We start from the raw sequence: 22,587 nt of genomic DNA on the forward strand, positions 1-22,587 counted from the left end.
TGTCGGCTGACGAGGGTGAACGAGGTGAACAGGACGGTCAGAGCGGGATGTTGCCGTGCCGCCGCTCCGGCATCGGGGCGCGCTTGCCACGCAGGGCGCGCAGGGCGCGGCTGACATGGGCGCGGGTGTCGCGCGGGGCGATCACGTCGTCGACGTATCCGCGCTCGGCGGCCGGGTACGGCGTCCCGTGCGTGGACTCGTACGCGGTGACGAGGTCGGCCCGCAGCGCCTCAGGGTCGGCGGCGGCGGCGAGTTGGCGCCGGTGCAGTACACCCACGGCACCCTCAGCACCCATGACGGCGATCCGCGCGGTGGGCCAGGCGAGGTTGAGGTCCGCGCCGAGGTGCTTGGAACCCATCACCGCGTACCCGCCGCCGTACGCCTTGCGGACCACGACGGTGACCTTCGGGACGGTCGCCTCGGCGTATGCGTAGAGGAGTTTGGCGCCGCGCCGGATGATGCCGCCCCGCTCCTGGCGGACGCCGGAGAGGTAGCCGGGGACATCGGCGAAGGTCAGCAGCGGGATGCCGAACGCGTCGCAGAACCGTACGAACCGCGCCGCTTTCTCGGAGGCGTCGATGTCGAGGACACCGGCCGAGTGCAGCGGCTGGTTGGCGACGACCCCGACACTCGCCCCCTCGACCCGGGCCAGCGCGCAGATGATGTTCGGCGCGAACAGCTCCTGGACGTGCAGGAGTTCACCGTCGTCGACGACCGCGTGCAGGATGTCCCGGATGTCGTAGGCCTGCCCGAGCCGGTCGGGCACGACCTCGTCGAGCGGGGTGCCGTCGGCGACGGAACCGGGCGCGTACTCCGGCGGCCGCTCCAGGTTGTTGGCGGGAAGGTACGACAGCAGGTCGCGTACGGTGTCGAGTGCGTCGCCCTCGTCGGCGGCGAGGAAGTGGGCGTTGCCGTTCACGGAGTTGCTGGTGCGGGCGCCGCCCAGCTCCTCGGCGGTGGTGCGTTCACCGGTGACCGCCTCGATGACGTCGGGCCCGGTGACGAACATGTGCGAGGCACCGTCCACCATCACGGTGAAGTCGGTGATCGCGGGGGAGTACGCGGCACCGCCCGCACACGGGCCCAGGACGACGGAGATCTGCGGGATCACCCCGGACGCCTTCACATTCCGGCGCACCAACTCGGCGTAGAGAGCGAGGGAGTTGACGCCCTCCTGGATACGGGCGCCGCCGGAGTCGTTGAGGCCGACGACCGGGCAGCCGGTCTTCAGGGCGAGTTCCATGAGGGCCACGGTCTTCTCGCCGAAGGCCTCGCCCATGCTGCCGCCGAAGACCGTGGAGTCCTGCGCGAAGACACAGACCGGCCGTCCGTCCACCGTCCCGTACCCGGTCACGACCCCGTCGCCGTAAGGGCGTTGGGCGCTGTCACCGACGGCCCGGGCCCGCACGAAGCCGCCGGTCTCCGCGAACGAGCCCGCGTCCAGCAGGCGTTCGATGCGCTCCCGCGCACCGAGAGCGCCCTGTCTTCTCGGCGCGGCCGTGGCAACTGCCTGTGCCCGCCGGTGTTCCAGGTCGGCGATGCGTCCGGCGGTGCGGTCCGCCGTGTCTGTCACTGACGTCAGGGATGTTGTCGCCTCTAGCGTCACAGCCACCTCCGAAGTGGTTCTCGAATATGGCAGCGATTCGGGAGCGGACCGAGGGATCGCCGTTCTGTTTGCGGGAGTTGAGTCCTGGGCGACGGAGGTTCGTCCTGAGGTGACAAGGGAGTGACGCCGGCCCGGCACAGCACATAGGCATCTGCGGTCCAGACCATTAGTGTGGTCATGTCACTGGCAACGTTTCCATTCCGTCTCACGTGCCCCCACCGATGTGACTGCAGGAGGACCCCCCGGATGAGATCGTCGATGAGACGGCCGTTGATCACGGCCGACAGACGGCTGTTGACCGCGGCCGACGGAACCGAGAAGCGCGTACTGCGCCCCCTGGCCCTCGTGTTGACGGCCCTCCTGCTCGGCGTCGCGGCACTCTTCGGCGCCCCACAGCCCGCACAGGCCGCGGCGGGCACGGTGTCGGCGTACCCGGTCCCCTCCATCTACCCGGCGTCCACCGACTACAGGTTGACCGTCAACGGCACGTCCGTGCCGGTCACCAAGTACACCGGGTACGACATCGCCCAACTCGCCCTGGGGACAGGCACGGCCACCGTCTCGGTGACCAAGCTCAACAACACGGCCATCGGCGCGTACAGCATCAGCCCGCAGAAGCTGGGCATCACGGGGACCGTCAGCGGCCCGACCCTCACCTTCACCGTCCAGAACGACGAGTACCTGATCGTCAAGCTCGACGGCCGCCCCAACCTGGTCATCGCCGCAGACCCGGCCGAGACCAACCGCCCGGCGACCAGCGGCACCGGCATCTTCAACGTGCAGAGCGCGCCCTACTCGGCCCAGCCGAACACCGGCGCCTACACCACAACTCCCTTCCAGGACGCTCTCGATGACGCCGCCGCGTACGGCTCGGCGAACGGCACCCAGGGCATCGTGTACGTCCCGGCCGGCGTCTACACGCTGGGCAATCTCTATCTGCGCAGCAACCTCGCGTTCTATCTCGCCCCAGGCGCGGTCCTCCGCTACACGGGCGAGGCGAGTCACTATGTGGTGAACGGACACAAGACCTCGCAGGGCCGCGACCTCACCTGGTTCATCTCCACCCGGTACTCCTCGACGAACATCAAGATCTACGGCCGCGGCATCATCGACGGCAACGGCCAGGCCGCGCTCGCGCCCTCCAACCTCGGCGTGAACCTCCTCGCCCCGATCTACACGAGCGGCTTCACGGTCGACGGCATCACCTTCCGGGAGTCCAGCAGTTGGGCGGTCATCCCGCTGCGCTCCTCCGACATGACCTTCCGCAACATCAAGATGTTCAACAGGTTCGACATGGGCGAGAACGACGGCATCGACGTCATGGAGTCCACCAACGTCACCGTCGACCACGCCATCGGCATCGGCCTCGACGATCCGTTCAGCACCAAGACCTGGCCCGCCGGCGCCGACATCTACAGCTCGGTCCCCGGCACCCCCCGCCCGCTGGACAACGTCACCTTCAACGACCTTGTCTCCTGGACCTATTGCTACGGCGTCAAGGTCGGTCAGGGCGTCTACGAGTCGCAGAACAAGGTCACCTTCCAGCACGTCGTCGTCTACGACGCGGCCGTCGGCATCGGCGTCCACCACAAGTACGGCACGGCCGCCGCGACGAACCTCAAGTTCGACGACATCGACATCGAACGGCTCAGCTTCAGTAACGACGGCAACCGGACCTGGCTCGCCATGATGACCGGCAGCACGGCGGGCATCGGGCCGGTCACCGGCGTCACGATCTCCAACGTCCGCGTCCGCAACGCCGGTACGACCGCCGCACGCGTCAACGGCCTTCCCGGCGCGCCCATTTCGGGCGTGGCCCTGAGTCACATCGTGATGCCGGGAGGCACGACCGGCGTGACCACCCTGAGCCAGGCGAACCTCACCAACCTCTCGGACTACGGCAGTTTGACCATCACGCCCTGAGGTCAGACGGCCAGGGGTGTCGCTCCCCAGGGTTCGGCCCAGTCGTAGACGAGGGTCTCGGGGCCGGACCGCCAGCGACGGGGTGCGGTGGTGGAGAGCCAGTCGAGCGGCTCGACACCACCGGGTGTCCCGCCGTCCAGTGCGAGCCGTACGGCCGCCGTCAGGTCGGCGTCCGTACGGTCCGTGCGGGCGGCGGGGTCCACCGACACGAACAGGGCCGTACCTGAGCGCGCCACCAGGTCCAGGAACTGCCGGTTGAGGTTCCAGTCGGTCTGCGGTGTGCAGGGCACGCAGTCCGCGTCGAGGGTGAACAGCCGGTTGTGCTGGGCCAGTCGGAAGGCGAGCGTGTTCACCCCCATCCGCCGGGTCCGCTCCCAACTCCGCCCGGACGTGTCGTCACCACACCGCTGCACCCGCACCAGGCCGGCTGCGAGATGCCCGACCGTGTTGCAGCCGATCACCACGGTGTCGTCCGCGGCCTCGGCGATCGTGCGGTAGAGCCGGACCAGGATCTCGGCGCTGGTCCGGGTCCGGTCGGCCAACGACCAGCCCGGCGAGGCGAGTTCGGCGGGAGAGGGCTGCGAAGCGGCCGAACACGTCGTACGTCGAGAAGTCGTGCTTGATGAGTTGGTACCCCCAGTTCCGGAACCGGGTCACGTCCTCGGCGACCGTGTCGAGTGCCACGTCCAGCGAGGGATCGAGCGGGAAACCGGAATCCCTGAGCATGCCCGGCCGTACGGCGGTGGTCTCGGTCCTCGACAGCAGCGGCCGGAACCACAGCCCGGGCCGGGCGCCGGTGTCCGTGATCCGGGCGGCTAACTCCCCCATGTCGTCGAAGACACCCGGCAGTCCGGCGTCCCACGGGCCGCCGGGCACGGAGCCGCCGCCCTCGGTCCAGCCGTCGTCGATCACACAGTACGGGCGGACGGGATGCCCATCGGCGTACTCGACGACCGTCCGCGCGTCCCGCAGCACGGCGTCGGGGCCGAAGCCGCGGCCGTAGGCGTAGTACCAGTTGTTGCAGCCCACGACAGGGCCGGTGGAGGGGAGTTGGTCAGGACTCATGGCGGTGCAGAGCGCCTCGTGCGCGGTGAACGGGGTCGGGCCGGCGGCGGTCACGACCGTCGCCACATCCAGCTCGCGCTCACCGAGCAGCACGGGAAGCCCACCACTCCGGACGTCCGCCCAGAGGGCGATACCGCCCTCGTCGACAGTCCAGGAGCACAGCGCACCGGCCCTGGTCCGCACTCCCCACCCGGTGGTCGGGCCCCCGAACGCCCCGTCGGTGATCAGCACATACCAGGGCAGCGGGCGATCCGGTTGCAACGTCCGCCACTGAAGATCGCCGTAGCCGCGCTCCCAGGCATCCCCGAGAATCCGCGCGTCCTCGGACGAGTCGACCCGCCAACGCAACACGATCCGCGACAGCCCTTCGACACCGGCGCGAACGCGCACCCGCAGCCCGTCCGCCGTGCGCTCGGCGGTGACTCGGGCGCCGCGTACCATCCAGACACCTTCGGTGACCTCAGCGGCCGTACGCGGTCGGGTGTCGTCGGTCATGACGTGGACGGAGTCGGGGAGACACGGCACGGGGGCTCCTCAGGGGGGCGGGACGACGACAGTCGAGATGAGGCGTGCTGCTCTGCAACAGGCAGCCTGGCCAGGGGAGTTCGCTGCCACGTCATGCCACCCCGCCAACCGCCCCCGCCCCCGACCCACCAGGCAACGCCCGCGGGTGCACCGGAAAGAAATGCCGCACCCCGCCCCCGCACACCTCCAGCGCAAGCTCGCAGAACATCGCGTTCGCCCACCCGAACCAGTCCCGCGTGAATCGACCGGGCGCGTCGACATGGAAACTCTCGTGCATCAGACCGGTACCGGCGGTGGTGGCAGCCAGGGTCTCCAGCGCCCGAGCCGCCTCGTCCCCGTCTCCCGTCAGGCCCGCCGTGGCGATCGCCAGCGGCCAGACATGCCGGTCCGGCGTGTGCGTGCTGCCGATGCCGGACGCGTAACGCCCCCTGAAATAGGCAGGGTTGGCCTCAGAGAGTGCGAAACGCCGTGTGGCCCGGTACAGCGGATCCTCCGGTGCGCACCAGCCGCTCAGCGGAAGGCTCAGCAGACTCGGAAGGTTCGCGTCGTCACACATCAGCACCGCCCCGAGGCCGTCGACCTCGTACGCGAGGACGGAGTCGCCGTCGACCTCGGTCACCCCGTGCGCCAGGATCCCGGCGTCGATCTCGTCGGCCAACCGCCGGCATTCGTGGGCGAGTTCGGTGTCATCGAGGACGGCTGCGGCCAGTTCGGCCAACCCGTGCAGGCTCGCGGACGCCAGCGCGTTCGCCGGGACCAGATAGCCGTGGGCGCACGCGTCGTCGCTCGGCCGGAAACCCGACCATGCCATCCCGGTCCAACCGACTGCCGCACCATGGCCGTTGAGGGGCAGGCTGTCTCCGGCGAACGGGCCGGACGGCCGGACGAACCGGTAGGGCGACCGCGTGTGATGGGACTGCTCCGCCCGCCACATCCGTACGATCTGCCAGGCGGCGCGGTGGAACGCGTCGTCGAGATGGTCCTCGCGGCCGGTCGCCCGCCGGATCGCGTACGCGAGCTGCAACGGCGCGCAGAGGGAGTCGAGTTCGTACTTGCGCTCCCACACCCAGTCGCCCGGAGTGGGCAGATCGCCGGGTTCGCCGTGCGCGCCGGTGGGGCCGTCGTTGAAGGCGTTGGCGTACGGGTCGAGCAGGACGCAGCGGATCTGGCGGCGCGAGACCCCGACCAGGACGTCACCGACCTCCGGGTCCGTGGCCACGGCGAGGTAGGGCCGGACCTGCGCCGTGCTGTCCCGCAGCCACATCGCCGGGATGTCGCCGGTCTTCACGAAGACTTCTGACGACGCGCCCGACACCCCGACTGGCAGCCCGCCCGACGAATCCCCCCAACTCATCGACGTAGCCCACGTATTGGTCAGGCACCGCTCGACGATGTCCCCCGCCGGACCACCCCGCAACTCGCCGGACAGCCGCCGCCCGAGCGTGCTCAGCGACTCCGGAACTGCCCACACTGTTCCGGATGTTGATCCGGGAAACGTTACCATCGCGCCTCTTGACTCCCTCATGTGGCGTGCGCCACCGTGTGATCGCCAGGGAATGGAAACGTTACCTTGAGCGGGCCGACGACCACCAGACGGTCTGGTCCGCGTGATCCGAGTGATCGTCAACTCCTCGGAGGAAGAAGGTGAGCGCGTGTGACAGCCGCTCCGCACCAAGAGACGCGAACAGCCGTACCGCCCGTGGACAGGCCGCCCGGCCGGGGGAGTTCGGGGCGTCTCGGACGACCCTGGCGACGACCGCCCAAGAGGTCCTCGGACACCCTGGCCGCGTACGTGTTCCTGGCCCCGGCGCTCATCGGCTTCACGGCGTTCGTCGTCTACCCGCTGTTCCGGTCCGCGTACTTCGCGCTGACCACCTACAACGGCCTGACGGACCCGAAGTTCGTCGGCCTGGACAACTTCCACCGCATGTTCACCACCGACCCGTCCTTCTGGCCCTCGGTGCGCGCCACGCTGCTGCTCGTCGTGCTGTACGTGCCGTTGTCGCTGGCCATCGGGCTGGCCCTGGCGGTGTTCTGCAACCAGCGGATGCGGGGCGTCGGCCTGCTGCGCACCCTGTGCTATCTGCCGGTCGTGCTGCCCGTGGTGGCCACGATCACGCTCTGGAAGTTCGTGTTCAACCCCCAAGTCGGCCTGGCCAACCAGGTGTTGAAGTGGTTCCACCTGCCCACGAGCGAGTGGCTGTCGGGGGACGACTCCGCGATGCCGTCGATCGTGATCGTCATGCTCTGGAGCGTCGGCTCCACGATGATCATCTTCCTCGCCGCGCTCCAGGCGGTCCCCACCGAGCTGTACGAGGCGGCCAGACTCGACGGTGCCGGCCCCCGCACGGTGTTCTTCCGGATCACCCTGCCGCTGATCAGCCCGATCATGATGCTGCAGGTGGTGCTGCAGATGGTGACGGCCCTCCAGGCGTTCAACCAGCCGAAGATCCTCTCGCCGGACAACCAGGGCGGCCCCGGCTTCAGCACCAGGACCCTGATGCTGTCGATCTACGACAACGGCTTCCCCCGGCTCGGGCAGGTCTCCCAGTTCGGCTATGCCTCCGCGCAGGTGTGGGTGCTCTTCCTCGTCATCGTCGTCGTGATCGCCGCCACCGCCCGCTTCTCGTCGATTTGGACCTACAGTGACCACGTCTCCTGACGTCACGAGGGCGCCGACGACGGCGACCCCGACAGCCCCACCGACGAAGCCGCCCGCCAAGGCCGTACGCAAAGCATCCTGGTACGCGACCGCGCTGCTGATCAGCTCGGTGATGATCCTGCCCATCCTGTGGATGCTCACCGTCGCCCTGAAAGGTCCCTCGGCGGTCTTCGAGGTGCCGCCGAAACTGCTGCCGCACGAGTTCCACTTCAAGAACTTCATCGACGGCCCGAAGGTCATCCACTTCCCGCGCCTGCTGCTCAACTCCCTTGTCATCACCGGTCTTTCGGTGGTCGGCGGGGTCATGACCTCGATGATGGCGGGCTACGCGCTGGCCCGGCTGCGCTTCCCCGGCCGCAAGGTGTGGTTCTACGTCTTCGTCGGGAGCATGCTGCTGCCCCCGGTGGTCGGCATCATCCCGCTGTTCCAGCTCTTCAAGGACATCGGTTGGTACGACACCTGGCTGCCGCTGATCGTCCCGGCCTTCCTCGGCGGCAATCCGCTCTTCATCTTCCTGGCCCGCCAGTACTTCCTGTCGATCCCGCACTCCATCGACGAGGCGGCCAAGGTCGACGGCGCGGGGCATGTCCGGATCTTCTTCAGCGTGATGCTGCCGATCACGAAACCCGCCTGGATAACGATGTCAATCCTGGCCTTCCAGATGTCCTGGAACGACTACCTCAACCCGCTGATCTACCTGTACTCGTCCCAGAAGTGGCCGCTGAGCGTGGGCATGGCCTCCTTCGTCACCCAGTTCGCCGGCCAGACCCCGGACTGGAACCTCTACATGGCCACCAACCTGCTCTACATGCTCCCGCCGCTGATCGTGTTCTTCGTCGCGCAGCGCTACTTCATCCAGGGCCTGAGCGCCCTGGGCACCGTCAACCAGCGCTGACCGGCGCCGATTTGGACCCCGACCCACCTACGAGCCGTATGCCAGCCAGGTATCAGGAGGCCACGATGAAACGATGGATCCGTTGCGCCGGAGTGTTGCTGTCGGCGGGGGGACTGCTCGCGACGGCGGCGTGCGGCGGCTCGTCCGGGAAACAGTCGGACGGCAAGGCCACGATCACCCTCATGACCTGGGAGTCCGCCGCCACCAACAAGGCCATCGACCAGGCCCTGACCGGCTTCCACGACCCGAACATCACGGTCAAGCGCGTCGACACCCCGAACGGCAACTACAGCGACAAGCTCGCGGCCCTCACCCAGGCCAAGAAGCTCCCCGACCTGTTCTGGTGCGGCAACGACACCGAGCAGCAGTACACCAGCCAGGGTCTCCTCACCGACTGGGCCTCCCGGCTCTCCGGCTCCAGCGACTTCGGCGCGAGCAGTTTCGTCTCGTCCACGATGAAGAACTGGAAGACCGCCGACGGCAAGATAGGCGGCGTCCCCTCCCTGCTGAACACCTACGGCATCTGGTACGACGTCGACGCCTTCAAGGCCGCCGGCATCACCGTGCCCGCCGCGGGCTGGACCTGGGACCAGATGTTCGCCGCGGCCGCCAAACTGCACGCCAAGGGCGCCAAGTACGGCCTGGTCGCCGACGCGTTGACCTCCACGGACGGCCCCTTCTCCCTCAGCACATACTCCCTGTCCGCAGGCGGCAAGCCCTTCGCGGACAACGTGCACCAACCCACCAAGACGACCATCGACTCGACGTACACCGAGGGCGTGAGCAAGGTCGTGGCCGGCATAAAGAGCGGGGCCATCGCGCCGCCCGGTTACGACATCAGCAACCAGCAGGGCCTGTTCGCCGCCGGACAGATCCCGATGCTGTGGAGCGGTCAGTGGCTGGCCGCGGGCTTCCTCACCGACAAGCCGAAGATCAAGTACGGCTTCGCGCCCCTGCCCCAGGTCGACAAGCCCGCCACCCTCTACGACGCCGTGGGCATCTGCACCCCGTCGTACACCCAGAACGCGGACGCCACCTTCAAGGTCCTCAAGTACCTCGACTCCACGGTGTGGACCAAGGTGCTGCCCGACTCCCCGGTCGCGGCCCCGGCCTATCTCTCCGCCCAGAACGCCTACTTCGGCGCCCTCGACAAGGCCGGACAGACGACCGTGGCGGCCACCGTCAAGGCGGGACTGAACACGCCGACCACCATCGGCGTGCGCTTCACCACCCAGTGGGCGAGCCAGTCAAATGACTTGATCACCGCCTACTGGCCGGACATCCTCAACGGCAAGAAGCCGCTCTCCGACCTGCAGACGATGACCGACAAGATCAACGATGTGATCAAGAACAACAGTTAGCGTCCCGGGCCGAGCGGCGGGCCGGGACCCGATACGTATCCTGAGGGCGGTCCCGGCCCCCGGTACGCGATGGAAGGTTGGTCTTCAACTCACGTGAGCAGTCGTCCCCCGCACCGCCAGAACACCAGGCCCACGATGCGCGACGTCGCGGAGCGGGCCGGAGTCGCCGTCGTCACCGTCTCCCGCGTCGTCAACGGCATCGGCACGGTCCGCGAGGAGACGGCCGAGCGCGTGAACGCGGCGATCACCGCGATCGGCTACCAGCGCAACGAGATCGCGCGCTCCCTGCGCCCCGGCCAGAACTCCATGACCATCGGGCTGCTGCTGGGCGACCTGACCAACCCGTTCTACGCCTCTCTCGCCAAGGCCGCCGTGGAAGTCGCCAACGAGGCAGGCTACGCAGTCCTGTTGAGCACCGCCGACGAGGACCCCGAGGTCGAACGCCGGGCCGTGGGCGAGCTGATCGGCCGCCGGGTCGCCGGGCTCATCATCGTCCCCGACCAGGGCGACCACGCCTTCCTGAACGAGATCAACGGCCACGACCACGTGCCCATCGTCTTCGTCGACCGGCCGGCCACCGGCGCCGAGGCCGATGTCGTGCTGGTCGACAACGAGGACGGCGGTCACAAGGCCACCCAGCACCTTGTCGACCAGGGCCACCGCCGTATCGCGATCCTCGTCGCGCCCTCGTACTACAGCACCGGCCGCCGACTGCGCGGCTACCGCAAGGCCCTGCGCCGCAGCGGCATCGAGCCCGACAACGACCTGGTCGTCACCCTGCGCCGCGGCACCACCGAGGAAGCCGAGGCCGCGACCCGGGCCCTGCTCACCTCCGCGAACCCGCCCACCGCCGTCTTCTCGACCACGGGCTTCCTCACCGAGGGCGTGCTGCGGGCCTGCCGCGACCTCCAAGTCTCCATCGCCGTCGTGGGGTTCGACGACTTCAAGCTCGCCGACATGCTCCCCACCCCCGTCACCGTCGTCACCTCCGACACCGAGGAACTCGGCCGCCGCGCCGCCCACATCCTGCTGGACCGAATTGACGGCGACGACAGCCCTTCCCATCGCACCGTCCTCCCGGTGCAGCTGATCGCACGCGGCACCGGGGAGATCACACACCCGTAACGTCAGTACAGAATCCGCCACTTGGCGCGTGGCCAGGCGAGCACGGCGTAGAGCTGCACGAGAGCCGCCTGCTGGATCGCCTGCGTGCCACCGGCCGAGTCGAAGTGCACGAGGCCGGTGGCGGGATCGCGCATCGTGTCCCACACCTGGTCGGCGTAGGCCGCCATCGCCCGGTGGTAGGTGTCCTTCCCGGTCACCGACTCCAGGAGCAGCAGGTTCTTGAAGAAGATCGAGTTGAAGAACACGGGCTGCGCGAACAGTCGCCCCTGTGTGACGTAGTAGGCGTACGCGGCTTCGGCGACCTGCTCGGCCTGACGCAAGTAGGCGCGGTCGCGCGTGACCTGGTAGAGCAGCACGGCTACGCCCACCGGTACGCCCTGGTTGTAGGACCAGATGGTCTTCTCGATCGTCCCTTGCAGGTCAAGGTGGTCCCAGTACAGGCCGGTTGGGCTCTGGAGATGCGCGTTCGTCCAGTCGTAGAAGCGCTTGGCCCAGTTGAGATAGTCGGCCTCGCCGGTGATCTGGTGCAGGCGCAGGGCGAGTTGGGCGCCGGGCATGTTCGAGACGGTGTTGCGGTCGTGGCTCCAGTCGGCCTGGGTCCAGAAGACCCCGCCGGGTGCGGCATGGCTGCTGTCGGTGTCCCAGCCTGACTTGACCAGGTCGAAGATCTCCTTCGCGCGGGTTAGTGCGGCGGTGTCCCCGGTCTGCAGATACCGCTGGACCTTCGCCAGCCCGACCCATTCGTTGTCGTCGTAGAACATGTCCCCGCCCGCTCCGTACGGCGCGACCGGGTAGGAGGCGTAACCGGGCAGCTCGGTGGACCCGCCGCCCGCGTTCCAGTGGTGCTCCTGCGCCGCCGCCCGCCGCGCCAGCTCGGGCTCCAACTCCGGCGCCACGACGGTGAGATCGAGCGCGGCGATGTGCACCTGCGAGAAGGGCCATTCGTACGAGTACGGGTTGTCACCGGCCGCCGCCGGGATCTGCTCGCGGACCAGCCCGGAGCCGTCGTCCACGTCGAAGTGTCTTCTCAGCGCGGCGTACGTGGTCCTGGCGCGGGACAACGCCCTTGCTGCGCTTGGGCGTTCGGCCGCGAAAGAGGGGGTGGCGGCCGTAGCGGCCAGGGCGGCGGCCAGGCTGGAACCGATCATCACGCGCCGGGAGGGACGCAGCGACATGGAGGCCTCCAAGGGTGCGGGTGGGTGCCGATGATGGAAACGTTGTCATCGACTGAAGAGGTCGTCAACGCATCTGACGGCACGGGCAGTTCACTCCGGGGGCATTTTGGTCCGGACCATTGACGATGCAGTTCCGCTGTTGGAACCTTCACGATGGTTACGTTTCCAAAGTGAGTTCGACCGGCCCCACACGGCGAAGCAGGAGACCTCGACATGACCGTCCCGTCACCCTTCAAGAGACGTCTGAGCGCCGCCCTCACGATGGTGCTGCTGCTGGCCCTCGTCCCGGCCCTGCTGGTACTGCGCGCCGCGCCGCCCGCGCAGGCCCTCGACAACGGCCTGGCGAAGACGCCTCCGATGGGCTGGAACGACTGGAACGCCTTCGGCTGCAACGTGACGGAGCAACTGGTCGAGCAGACCGCCGACTACCTCGTCTCCTCCGGGCTGAAGGACGCCGGGTACCAGTACGTCAACATCGACGACTGCTGGATGACCTCGGCGCGCAACTCCGCCGGTCAACTCGTCCCCGATCCGGTCAAGTTCCCGAACGGCATCAGCGGCACCGCCGCCTACGTGCACAGCAAGGGCCTCAAGCTCGGCATCTACGAGAGCGCCGGTACCGCCACCTGTGCGGGCTACCCGGGCAGCCTCGGCCATGAGCAGACGGACGCCAACAGCTTCGCCGCGTGGGGCGTCGACTACCTCAAGTACGACAACTGCAACCATCAGAACGTGCCCGACCAGCAGCGCTACACCGCGATGCGCGACGCGCTGGCCAACACCGGCCGCCCGATCGTCTACAGCCTCTGCAACTGGGGCCTCGCCGATGTGTGGACCTGGGGCGCGGGCGTCGGCAACAGCTGGCGCACGACCGACGACATCAACGTCAACTTCTCGACCGTGGTGTCGATTTACAAGGCCAACGTCAAACTCGCCGCGTACGCCGAGCCGGGCGCCTGGAACGACCCCGACATGCTCGAAGTCGGCAACGGGATGTCGTTCACCGAGGACCGCTCGCATTTCAGCCTCTGGTCGGAGATGGCCGCACCGCTGATCGCCGGCACCGACCTGCGCAAGGCGACCGCCGCCACGCTCTCCCTCTACGGCAACAAGGACGTCATCGCCGTGGACCAGGACTCGCTGGGCAAGCAGGGCACCGAGATCTCCAACTCCGGTGGCCTGCACGTCCTTTCCAAGCCCCTCGCCAACGGTGACGTCTCGGTGGTCCTCTTCAACGAGAACTCCTCCGCCGCCACCGTCACCACCTCGGCGACGGCGGCCGGCCTCCCCTCGGCGTCCTCGTACAAGCTCAACAACCTTTGGTCGCACGTCGTCAGCAGCACCAGCGGCTCCATCTCGGCGAGCGTCCCCGGCCACGGCTCGGTGATGTACCGGGTGTCCGTCGGCAGCGGCACCAGCGTCGGCACCACCCACCCGCTGATCGGCGCCTCCTCCAACCGCTGCCTCGACGCCTACAACGGCGAGACCACCCCCGGCACCAAGATCGAGATCTGGGACTGCGGCGGCGGCACCAACCAGGCCGTGACCATCACCGCGGCCGGTGAACTCCGGCTCTACGGCGGTACTCAGTGCCTGGACGCCTACAACAACCAGACCAGCAACGGCACCAAGGTGCAGCTCTACACCTGCAACGGTGGTGCCAACCAGAAGTGGAGCGTCAACCCCAACGGCACGATCACCGGCACCCAGTCGGGCCTCTGTCTCGACGTCACCGGGGGCGACCAGCCCGCCGGCAACGTCAACGGCACCGCGCTGGAACTCTGGTCCTGCAACGGCGGCGCCAACCAGCAGTGGCGCCTGGGCTGACCTTCCGTACTCCCCCCACCTCGATGGAGCCGGCATGACCTCAACAGCACGACACATCAGGAGAGTCGGGACCGGTCTGATCGCCGCCCTGGCCCTGTTCATGCCGGTCTCCACCGGCGTCGCGAACGCCGCCGCCCAGGCGTCGATCTGCAACAAGTACTGCGACGCCCGCGACCCGGCCCTCTCCCCGGGCGACCGCCAGCCGGTGAGCGCGACCATCTACTCCCGCAGCATCGCCCTCCACTTCGACGACACCGACGCGATGGGCTGGGCCTCGATCACCAACGGCAGCCCCGGTGACGAGGTCTGGCTCGACCGCTCCTTCGACGGCGGCCGCACCTGGGCCTCGGGCAGCAAGCTCGGGGACACCACCATCCCCGCGGCGCAAGGCGGTTGGCGCACCCTGATGTACAACGTCGACGACTGGAACGCCCTCGGCGTGGGCGCCCTGCGCGCCTGCGGCAAGGCGGGGGACCGGGCTGAGATCGCCTGTACGGCGTGGGCCCGGACGACGTGGAACGCGGGGAGCCGCCCAACTGCCGCCGCCACCGCGCTGATGCAGTCGTACAACCTGGGCACCGGCCTCTTCGACACCACCGGCTGGTGGAACTCGGCCAACGCCCTGACCGCCCTCATCGACAACATTCGCGTCACCGGCATGGGCAGCTACAAGTACGCGATCGCCAACACCTACGACCGCAACCTCTCCGCCCAGGGCGGCAACTTCACCAACGACTACATCGACGACACGGGGTGGTGGGGGCTGGCCTGGGTCGACGCGTACGACCTCACCGGTGACTCCCGCTACCTCAACACCGCCCGCGCGGACGCCGATTACATGGCGCGGTACTGGGACAGCACGTGTGGCGGCGGGGTGTGGTGGAGCACGGCGAAGACCTACAAGAACGCCATCGCCAACTCCCTCTACCTGGAGCTCAACGCCGCGCTGCACAACCGCATCGCGGGCGACACGGCGTATCTCGGCCGGGCCAACGCCGAGTGGTCGTGGTTCAAGGGCACCGGCATGATCAACGGCTCCCACCTCGTCAACGACGGCATCAACCTGGCGACCTGCGGCAACAACGGCGACACCACGTGGTCGTACAACCAAGGCGTGCTGCTCGGCGGACTGTCGGAGCTGTACCGGGCGACCGGGGACGCCGGTCTGCTCACGACCGGCCGCCAGATCGGGGACGCCTCGACCACGTCGACGGCCCTCAACTCCGGTGGAATCCTGCGGGAACCGTGCGAGACGAGTGGGTGCGGAGGCGATGGCCCGTCCTTCAAGGGGGCGTACATCCGGGGTCTCGGCGCCTTCAACTCCCGGCTGTCCGACCGCCCTTACACCACCTACATCAAACGCCAGGCGGACACGGCCTACGCGAACGACCGCAACTCCCTTGACGCGTACGGCCTGCACTGGGCCGGACCGTTGGACTCCACCGACGCGGCCCGGCAACAGAGCGCGCTCGACCTGATGAACGCGGCGAATTGACGCCCCGTCACCCCTGCCCGGTGAGGAGCCGTCGCGGATTGGCGATGCGAAAGGCGTAGGCAGCCGCCCCGCCCAACCCGTACCCCGGGTGGCGGGGCGGCCCCGCGTAGGGCCGGTCCGAGCCCTGCACCACGGCGTTGACGCCCAGTGCGTGCACGATCGCGTCGACGGCTGTCGGGCCGTAGGACGACGTCTCGACGAACACGCCCTGGTCTCCCTCCTGTTGCTGCCCGCCACGGGCCGCCAGGCGCTCCCCGTGCAGCGGGGCGAGTCCGGCCAGCAGGGCGAAGCACACGCGGAGGCGTGGATGGCGGGGGCGGCCGAAGGCGCGGAAGGCGTACCAACTGGCGTGCATCTGCTGGACGTACGGGACCAGGGCGGGCCACCAGGCGGGGTCCGCCGAGGAGCCGACCGCGGGCCCCGGGTGGACGAAGAGCGGGAGGTCGCGTTCTTCGAGGAGGTCGAGCAGCGGGGCACAGTGGGCGTAACCGGCCGCGTCGGCAAGGGAGTTGGCGGGGAGCTGGAGGCCGGCGAAGCCCCGGGCGAGGTCCTTGGCGGTCGCGTCCGCGTCGATGTCCCGAACGCAGGCCGCGGCCCATGCCCCGAACGGCTCGGGCAGCGCTGCCGCGCCGTCGTGGTAGGCGTCGAGGAGGGGCCGCGCCTCGGCCTCGGGCAGCCACTCCACGCCGATCGGGGCGGACAGTGAGACGAGGACCTGGTCGAGACCGTCGGCGGCGGCGAGTTCCGCGCGCCGGGCGATGTCGTGGTCGGCGGGCGGTATCTCGAAGGGCGGTTCACCGTCCAGGAACAGTGTCCAGCCGGCCAGGTACGGCGGTTCGCGGCGGGCGCGCAGAGCCGTCACCAGCGATGGGGTCCACAGATGCTGGTGTACGTCGACGTTGGTCATGTAGCTTCTCCCGCCAAGGCGTTCAGTGTGCTGCGGACGTCGTCGGACCCCAGGATGTCGCGGCTCACGGTCTCCACGTCCACGCCGTGCGGCCGGTCGTCGTCCAGGGTGGGCACGACCTCACGGATCGCACGATGCAGGAACTCCGGCCCCCGCCCCAACGTGCCCGGCGCCGCCAGATCCACCGCCTGCGCGGCCACCACCGCCTCCACGGCGAGCAGTTGGCGCAGCCGGGTGAGCATCGTCGTCAACCGCCGGGCGCCGAGCGCCGCGTTGGTCGAGTCGTCCTCCACGGCGTCCGCGCCCTGCCGGGGATCGGTGCACACCGGCGCGGACAGCATCCGGATCTCGGCGACGAGCGCCTGCGCCGTCTTGACCAGCGGTGCGAATCCCGAACGCTCCGGGCCGTACGGCGAGAGGTTCGCGGGGAGTCCGCTGACGCTCGGGTCGAGCAGCCGGCGCATACGCTCGGCGGAGATCGCCGCGGTCTGGGTCAGGGCCAGCGCGAGGGTGTCGAAGGCGAGGGCGAGGCCGGGGGTGTGGAAGTTCCCGGACGAGACGATATCGCCTGTGCTGCCCGGGAGTTGAGGGCCTTCTCCGGCACCGGGTAGCCCCTTCAGGTCGTCTCCGGTACCGATCAGCACCACCGGGTTGTCCCCGCACCCGTTCAACTCCGGCCCCAGCGCCGCATCCGCGAACTCCAGCGCCGCATACCCGGCACCGTGCACCTGCGCGGCACACCGCAGGCTGACCGGGTCCTGGACCCGGCGGGCGTTGCGGGGGTCGGTCAACTCGCCGCCGTTCAGCAGGGCGAGCAACTCTCCCGCCGCCCGGGACTGCCCCGGAGCGGGACGCAGCGCCAGTACCCGCGCGTCGAGCGGGCTCGTGTTCGCCCGGAAACCCTCGTAGGTCAGAGCCGTCACCGCCTGCGCCAAGGCCAGCACCGCGCCTGCCTCGTGCAGGGCGAGGGCGCCGACGCCGGCCGCCAACGGGCTTGCGCTGCACAGGACATGGCCGTCCTTCGGGCCCAGCGTCGCCGGGGTGAGACCGGCCCGGCGCAGGGCCGTGGCGCCGTCGAGCACCTCGCCGCCGTACTCGGCGTTGCCCTCGCCGATGACGACCAGGCCGACGTGTGCCATCTGGCAGAGGTCGGACGCGCCGATCGAGCCCACCTCGGGGATCACCGGATGTACTCGTGCGTTGAGCAGGGCTACGAGCAGCCGTACGATCTCCGGCCGCACTCCGCTGCCGCCGCCCGCGAGGCCGTTGACCCGGGCGAGGAGGGCGGCGCGTACGACGGGGGTCGGCAGCGGATCGCCGACCGCGTTCGCCCGGCCCCGAACCGTGCGCACGCTGAACGCGTCGAGTTCCGTGCGGGGGAGGGCGTAGGAGGAGCGGGCACCCAGTCCTGTCGTCAGGCCGTAGGTCGGGATCTGGCGGTCGACCACGTCGTCCACGACCGCCCGTTCGCGGGCCAGGCGCGGCAATACCCTTTCCGCCAGGGCGACTTGAACACTGTGGTGGGCAACGGCGACGACATCGCCGTAGGACAGTGTCCGTCCGTCGACGACGACCTCGGTCACCAATGGCTTCACCCCATGTCCTGTCATGTGTGAACCTAGCGCCTGGGGCCGTGATGATCGAGTGGTGGGGAGCAGGGGGCGGGCGTAACGTCGAACGGTGAGTAACTGGTGGACGGAGCCGTTCACCGGTCTCTCGTGAGTGCGATTCACCATGAGCAGCAGCCCTCAGCAAGCCCCCGCGGACCAGACCACCACCCGGGACACCGGCGGTGGCGGCAGCACGATGGCGTTGCTGGTCATCGCGTCGTGTCAGCTGATGGTGGTTCTCGACATCACCATCGTGAACATCGCGCTTCCGCACATCCAGAGTTCGCTGGGGTTCTCCACCACCAGCCTCGCCTGGGTGGTCAACGCGTACACCCTCACCTTCGGCGGGCTGCTGCTGCTCGGTGGGCGGGCCGGGGACATCCTCGGGCGGCGGCGGGTGTTCGTGTTCGGGGTGCTGCTCTTCGTACTCGCCTCCCTGCTCGGCGGGTTGTCGCAGAACTCCGGTGAACTCCTCGCCGCACGCGCCCTCCAGGGCGTCGGCGGTGCCATCGCCTCGCCGACCTCGCTCGCCCTGATCAGCACGACGTTCCGCGAAGGACCGGAACGCAACCGGGCGTTCGGGGTCTTCGCCGGTGTCTCGGCCGGCGGCGGCGCGATCGGACTGCTGATGGGCGGGATCCTCGTCGAGTGGCTGAACTGGCGCTGGGTGCTCTTCGTCAACGTCCCGATCGGACTGCTCATCGTCCTCGCCACCCCGCGCTGGATCAAGGAGTCCGAACGCCACCCGGGCCACTTCGACATCACCGGCGCGCTGACCTCCACCGTGGGCGTGGTGTTCCTCGTCTACGGCTTCATCCGGGCCGCGCAGGAGGGCTGGCGGGACTGGCTCACCCTGAGCTCGTTCGCCGCGGCCGTGGTCGTCCTCGCCCTGTTCGTGCTGGTCGAGCGGCGCTCCCGGCAGCCGATCACCCCGCTGCACATGTTCCGCGACCGCAACCGCGCCGGGACGTACGGCATCATGCTCTGCCTCGCCGCCGCGATCTTCGGCATGTTCTTCTTCCTCACGCTCTTCGTGCAGGACGTGCTGGGCTTCAGCCCGCTCGAGGCCGGTTTCGCCTTCCTGCCGGTCAGTGCCGTCATCGCGGTCGGCGCGGGCCTTGCCTCACGGTTCCTGCCGACCTACGGGCCCAAGCCGTTCATGGTGGTGGGCGCCGTTCTCGCGGCGGGGGGCCTGTCCTGGCTGACGCTGACCGACGTCCACTCCACTTACCTGGGCAGCGTCCTCGGCCCGATGCTGGTGTTCAGCCTCGGCATGGGCATGGAGTTCGTCTCGCTGACCCTGATGGCGCTGTCCGACGTGCCCGTCCAGGAGACCGGCGCGGCCTCCGGACTCCTCAACGTGACGCAGCAGGTGGGTGGTTCGCTCGGACTGTCCATCCTGGTCACGATGTTCGGCACGGCCAGCCGCAACGAGGCGAAGGACCAGATCCCCGCGTTCCTCGCCCAGGCGACCCCGGCCGAGCGCATCCGCTTCCAGCGCACCGGTCAACTACCGGGCACCTGGGGCGATCACGTCCTCACCGCCGGGGCCTCGGCCGCGTTCGTGACGGCGGCGATCTTCACTGTCGTCGCCGCGCTGATCGCCGTAGTGGTCATCCAGGTTCGGCCCTCCGACCTTGAACGCCTCAAGGGAGGCACGGGAGTTGGACCGGTCTGAACGCCGACGCCCGTGATCTCACTGGCCGTTCGGGATCTGCTGCTCGAACCACACGACCTTCCCCGTGCTCAACCGCGTAGCTCCCCACCGCTGGGCGAGCCGATCGACCAGGAACAGGCCCCGGCCGCCCTCATCTCCCGGCGCCGCCTGCCGCATGCGGGGCACCTGGGGCGAGTCGTCGGTGACCTCGCACCGCAGCACGTCGGTGCGCAGCAGCCGTAGGGAGATGGGGCGGGAGGCGTACCGCACGGCGTTCGTGACGACCTCGCTGACCATGAGTTCCGTGGAGTCGAGCAGGGCGTCCAGGCCCCAGCGGCGCAACACCCTGCGGGTCAGCCGGCGGGCCTGGCCCGCGGTGAGGGGGTGGGGGTCGAGGTGCCAGTAGCCGACGCTGTCCGGCGGGAAGCCGTCGAAGCGGGCGGTGAGCAGGGCGATGTCGTCGTCGCGGGGGCCCGGCGCCAGTGCGGTGAGGATGCGGTCGCACAGCCGCTCCAGCGAGGACAGGCGGTGTCGGTGCGGGGTGGACTGGAGGTGGGTGCGCAGGGCCTCGACGCCCGTCCCCACGTCGGTGTCGCGGGACTCGACCAGGCCGTCGGTGTACAGGACCAGGGTCGTGCCGGTGGGGGCGGGCATCTCCACGGACTCGAAGACGACCCCGCCGACGCCGATCGGCGCGCCCGGCGGGACCTGGAGGACCTCGGCGTGGCCGTTCGGGCGCAGCAGCACGGCGGGCGGGTGGCCGGCGTTGGCCATGAGCAGGCGGTGCGAGATCGGGTCGTAGATCGCGTACAGGCAGGTCGCTATGTGGTCGCTGCCGAGCCGCTGGGCCTGCTCGTCGAGGTGGTGGAGGACCTCGTGCGGGGGCAGGTCGAGGCCCGCGAGGGTCTGCACGATGGTGCGCAGCTGGCCCATGATCGCGGCGGACGTCATCGAGTGGCCCATGACGTCACCGACGATCAGCGCGACCCTGCTGCCGGGCAGCGGGATCGCGTCGTACCAGTCGCCGCCGACCTGCGCGGTCTTCGAGGCGGGCAGATAGCGGCTGGCGAGCCGGATGCCGGTCGGCTCGGGCAGCGAGGACGGGAGCATGGTGTGCTGGAGCGTGTCCGCGACGGAGGCCTCGTGGCCGTACATCACCGCCTTCTGGACGCCGATGGCGGTGTGGGTGGCCAGCTGGGAGGCGACGAGCAGGTCGTCGGCGGTGAACGCGGAGCGGTCGGGGCGGCGCAGCAGGACGACGGTGCCCATGACGTGGTGGCGGCCGTGCAGCGGGGCGATGATCAGCCGGCGGCCCGGCGGCAGCGTGCCGTGCGCGCTCGCCGCGGGGCCCAGCAGTTCGGCTACGGCAGGGTGGATGCCCGAGGCGTCGCCGAAGGCCGGCCGCCCGGCCAGAAGCAGCTTCGCGAGCCGACCGGCGGGCATCGGCTGCACCCGCTCGGCCACGCTCGCGTACTCGGCGTGCGGCATCAGCAGCGCGCTCCTGGCCTCCGGCGCCCGGTCGATGCTGTGCAGCTGCAGGACGACGGGCGCCGCCGACTTCTCGTCCCCCACGGGCAGCGGATCGTGCAGGTGGATCACGATCGCGTCGGCGAAGGCGGGCACCGCCGCCCACCGCAGCTCCCGCAGTGTCTCGTCCAGGTCCATCCCGCGGGCGATCCGCCGGGTGGCGACATCGAGGTACTGGAGCCGGTCCATCTGCCGCACGGGCGTCCGGCCCAGCGGTACGACGGGCGCGGGGCCGCTCGACGGAGAGCCTCGCCGGGCGGTTCCGGCGGGGCCTTCGCGGGGGCTGGGATGCTCCGTCACACGCTTCGTCCCGTCACTGGTACGGCAGCGGCCGCTGTGTCGGTCCTACGGCCTCAGTCGCGCCGTCGGCAGCAGAGGAAGACCTGTTCCTCGGGCGGGACGTCGGCGGTCGCCGGGGCGTAGGTGTAGGAGTTCTCCTTCACGATCTCGAAGCCGGCCGTGTCGAGGATCTTGTGCAGGTCTTCGAGGAGGTAGCCGGAGACCCGGATCGTGTGGCCGAGAAAGGGGATCTCGAAGTCGTCCACATGGGCCTCCACCATCGACAGGGCGAGCAGCCCGCCCGGGTTCAACAGGTGGTGGATCGTGCGCAGGGCGAGTGGGATCTCCGCGCGCGGGAGCATCAGCAGGGAGAAGAACGCGGCGACCCCGTCGAAACGGCCCAGGTCACGGGAGCCGCCCGGGCGCAGATCGGCGAGGTCGAGCTGGTGGAACGTGGCGTTGGGGACGTACTCCCGGGCCAGCGCCACCATCCGGGCGGAGAAGTCCACGCCGACGACCTCGAAACCCGCGTCGGCCAGCTGCCGGGAGGTCGGCACGCCCGTGCCGGCGCCGAGGTCCAGCACACGGGCGTCCGGATCGAGGGACTCGATCAGCCAGTCACCGGCGCCGACCTGGCCCTCCTTGTGCGGGAAGGCCTCGTCGTACCGGTCCCCGATGGCATCGAAGGCCTCGGCCTGACCGGTGCGGTCGAGCCGAAGGCTGTCGTAGTCGGACCCGTCGTGCGTTCCGCTCACTGAAGTGGCCTTTCGTCCGCGCATAGAGGATTGTCCCACAAGTCTGTGAAGTGAGGTTTCGGCGGAAAAAGAACGTGAGGGGCGCCCTGGGGCACCCCTCACGGAACGTCGAGGGCGAGGAAAGCGGACGGACTGCGTTTCAAGGAGTGGTTGAGAAGGAAGCCCGTCCATGGCCTCGCCGAAACCGACGCTA

At 69.2% G+C, this 22,587-nt stretch carries 16 protein-coding genes; 8 read left to right on the forward strand and 8 right to left on the reverse strand.

Annotation, left to right across the window (positions count from 1 at the left end; genetic code table 11):
- Positions 1-37: 37 nt before the first annotated feature.
- Positions 38-1,573: an acyl-CoA carboxylase subunit beta gene (locus OG504_RS44855; RefSeq protein WP_405994908.1), complete on the reverse strand. Its 1,536-nt coding sequence runs from the start codon at positions 1,571-1,573 to the stop codon at positions 38-40.
- A gap of 291 nt (positions 1,574-1,864) precedes the next feature.
- Between OG504_RS44855 and OG504_RS44860 the strand changes: the two genes are divergently transcribed.
- The gene (locus OG504_RS44860) at positions 1,865-3,529 is read left to right on the forward strand and encodes a glycosyl hydrolase family 28 protein (protein ID WP_405994909.1); all 1,665 of its coding nucleotides are present in this window, start codon (positions 1,865-1,867) and stop codon (positions 3,527-3,529) included.
- A 396-nt stretch (positions 3,530-3,925) separates the two neighbouring features.
- Here the strand turns inward: OG504_RS44860 and OG504_RS44865 are convergent, their stop codons facing one another.
- A complete protein-coding gene (locus OG504_RS44865; protein ID WP_405994910.1) occupies positions 3,926-5,119 on the reverse strand; it encodes a hypothetical protein in 1,194 nt (397 codons plus the stop codon).
- A 91-nt stretch (positions 5,120-5,210) separates the two neighbouring features.
- Complete coding sequence (locus tag OG504_RS44870) at positions 5,211-6,644, reverse strand: glycoside hydrolase family 125 protein (protein WP_405994911.1); 1,434 nt, start codon at positions 6,642-6,644, stop codon at positions 5,211-5,213.
- A gap of 129 nt (positions 6,645-6,773) precedes the next feature.
- Between OG504_RS44870 and OG504_RS44875 the strand changes: the two genes are divergently transcribed.
- The 4 genes from OG504_RS44875 (at position 6,774) to OG504_RS44890 (ending at position 11,162) form a co-directional block, all read left to right on the forward strand.
- Complete coding sequence (locus OG504_RS44875; protein ID WP_405994912.1) at positions 6,774-7,781, forward strand: carbohydrate ABC transporter permease; 1,008 nt, start codon at positions 6,774-6,776, stop codon at positions 7,779-7,781.
- Entirely contained in the window at positions 7,765-8,676 is a 912-nt protein-coding gene (locus tag OG504_RS44880) for a carbohydrate ABC transporter permease (RefSeq protein ID WP_405994913.1), read from the forward strand. Before OG504_RS44875 ends, OG504_RS44880 begins: the two co-directional genes overlap by 17 nt.
- 65 nt (positions 8,677-8,741) lie before the next feature.
- Positions 8,742-10,037 (forward strand): ABC transporter substrate-binding protein, encoded by a 1,296-nt coding sequence (locus tag OG504_RS44885; RefSeq protein WP_405994914.1) that lies wholly within the window; start codon positions 8,742-8,744, stop codon positions 10,035-10,037.
- Between the two features lie 93 nt (positions 10,038-10,130).
- The gene (locus tag OG504_RS44890) at positions 10,131-11,162 is read left to right on the forward strand and encodes a LacI family DNA-binding transcriptional regulator (protein WP_405994915.1); all 1,032 of its coding nucleotides are present in this window, start codon (positions 10,131-10,133) and stop codon (positions 11,160-11,162) included.
- 2 nt (positions 11,163-11,164) lie between these two features.
- Here OG504_RS44890 and OG504_RS44895 read toward each other — a convergent pair whose 3' ends face one another.
- The gene (locus OG504_RS44895) at positions 11,165-12,337 is read right to left on the reverse strand and encodes a glycoside hydrolase family 76 protein (RefSeq protein ID WP_405994916.1); all 1,173 of its coding nucleotides are present in this window, start codon (positions 12,335-12,337) and stop codon (positions 11,165-11,167) included.
- Between the two features lie 213 nt (positions 12,338-12,550).
- Here OG504_RS44895 and OG504_RS44900 point away from each other — a divergent pair, with 213 nt between their 5' ends.
- Together OG504_RS44900 and OG504_RS44905 are read left to right on the forward strand one after the other, a co-directional pair.
- Positions 12,551-14,164: a glycoside hydrolase family 27 protein gene (locus OG504_RS44900; protein WP_405994917.1), complete on the forward strand. Its 1,614-nt coding sequence runs from the start codon at positions 12,551-12,553 to the stop codon at positions 14,162-14,164.
- A gap of 34 nt (positions 14,165-14,198) precedes the next feature.
- Positions 14,199-15,659: a glycoside hydrolase family 76 protein gene (locus tag OG504_RS44905; RefSeq protein WP_405994918.1), complete on the forward strand. Its 1,461-nt coding sequence runs from the start codon at positions 14,199-14,201 to the stop codon at positions 15,657-15,659.
- A gap of 7 nt (positions 15,660-15,666) precedes the next feature.
- On the opposite strand, the gene OG504_RS44910 is transcribed toward OG504_RS44905, so the two are convergent.
- Together OG504_RS44910 and hutH are read right to left on the reverse strand one after the other, a co-directional pair.
- On the reverse strand, positions 15,667-16,566 hold the full coding sequence (locus OG504_RS44910) for an amidohydrolase (RefSeq protein ID WP_405994919.1): 900 nt from the start codon (positions 16,564-16,566) through the stop codon (positions 15,667-15,669).
- Positions 16,563-18,161 carry a histidine ammonia-lyase gene (gene hutH, locus OG504_RS44915; protein ID WP_405994920.1) on the reverse strand — a complete coding sequence of 533 codons (1,599 nt, stop codon included), beginning with the start codon at positions 18,159-18,161 and terminating at the stop codon, positions 16,563-16,565. The genes OG504_RS44910 and hutH overlap by 4 nt, the downstream gene beginning before the upstream one ends.
- Before the next feature lie 211 nt (positions 18,162-18,372).
- On the opposite strand from hutH, the gene OG504_RS44920 reads away from it, so the two are divergent.
- Positions 18,373-19,854, forward strand: coding sequence for an MFS transporter (locus OG504_RS44920; protein WP_405996590.1), 1,482 nt, complete (start codon positions 18,373-18,375; stop codon positions 19,852-19,854).
- Positions 19,855-19,872: 18 nt separating this feature from the next.
- On the opposite strand, the gene OG504_RS44925 is transcribed toward OG504_RS44920, so the two are convergent.
- Positions 19,873-21,660: a SpoIIE family protein phosphatase gene (locus tag OG504_RS44925; protein ID WP_405994921.1), complete on the reverse strand. Its 1,788-nt coding sequence runs from the start codon at positions 21,658-21,660 to the stop codon at positions 19,873-19,875.
- A 53-nt stretch (positions 21,661-21,713) separates the two neighbouring features.
- On the reverse strand, positions 21,714-22,394 hold the full coding sequence (locus OG504_RS44930; RefSeq protein WP_405994922.1) for a class I SAM-dependent methyltransferase: 681 nt from the start codon (positions 22,392-22,394) through the stop codon (positions 21,714-21,716).
- Positions 22,395-22,587 lie beyond the last annotated feature (193 nt).

The organism is Streptomyces sp. NBC_00986 (assembly GCF_045162565.1).
Classification (GTDB): domain Bacteria; phylum Actinomycetota; class Actinomycetes; order Streptomycetales; family Streptomycetaceae; genus Streptomyces.

Excerpts from the sequence above, each read along its gene's own strand:
- OG504_RS44860 (WP_405994909.1), top strand. The coding sequence starts at position 1,865 with ATGAGACGGCCGTTGATCACGGCCGACAGACGGCTGTTGACCGCGGCC.
- OG504_RS44870 (WP_405994911.1), bottom strand. The coding sequence starts at position 6,644 with ATGAGGGAGTCAAGAGGCGCGATGGTAACGTTTCCCGGATCAACATCC.
- OG504_RS44885 (WP_405994914.1), top strand. The coding sequence starts at position 8,742 with ATGAAACGATGGATCCGTTGCGCCGGAGTGTTGCTGTCGGCGGGGGGA.
- OG504_RS44895 (WP_405994916.1), bottom strand. The coding sequence starts at position 12,337 with ATGTCGCTGCGTCCCTCCCGGCGCGTGATGATCGGTTCCAGCCTGGCC.
- OG504_RS44900 (WP_405994917.1), top strand. The coding sequence starts at position 12,551 with ATGACCGTCCCGTCACCCTTCAAGAGACGTCTGAGCGCCGCCCTCACG.
- OG504_RS44905 (WP_405994918.1), top strand. The coding sequence starts at position 14,199 with ATGACCTCAACAGCACGACACATCAGGAGAGTCGGGACCGGTCTGATC.
- OG504_RS44910 (WP_405994919.1), bottom strand. The coding sequence starts at position 16,566 with ATGACCAACGTCGACGTACACCAGCATCTGTGGACCCCATCGCTGGTG.
- OG504_RS44920 (WP_405996590.1), top strand. The coding sequence starts at position 18,373 with ATGGCGTTGCTGGTCATCGCGTCGTGTCAGCTGATGGTGGTTCTCGAC.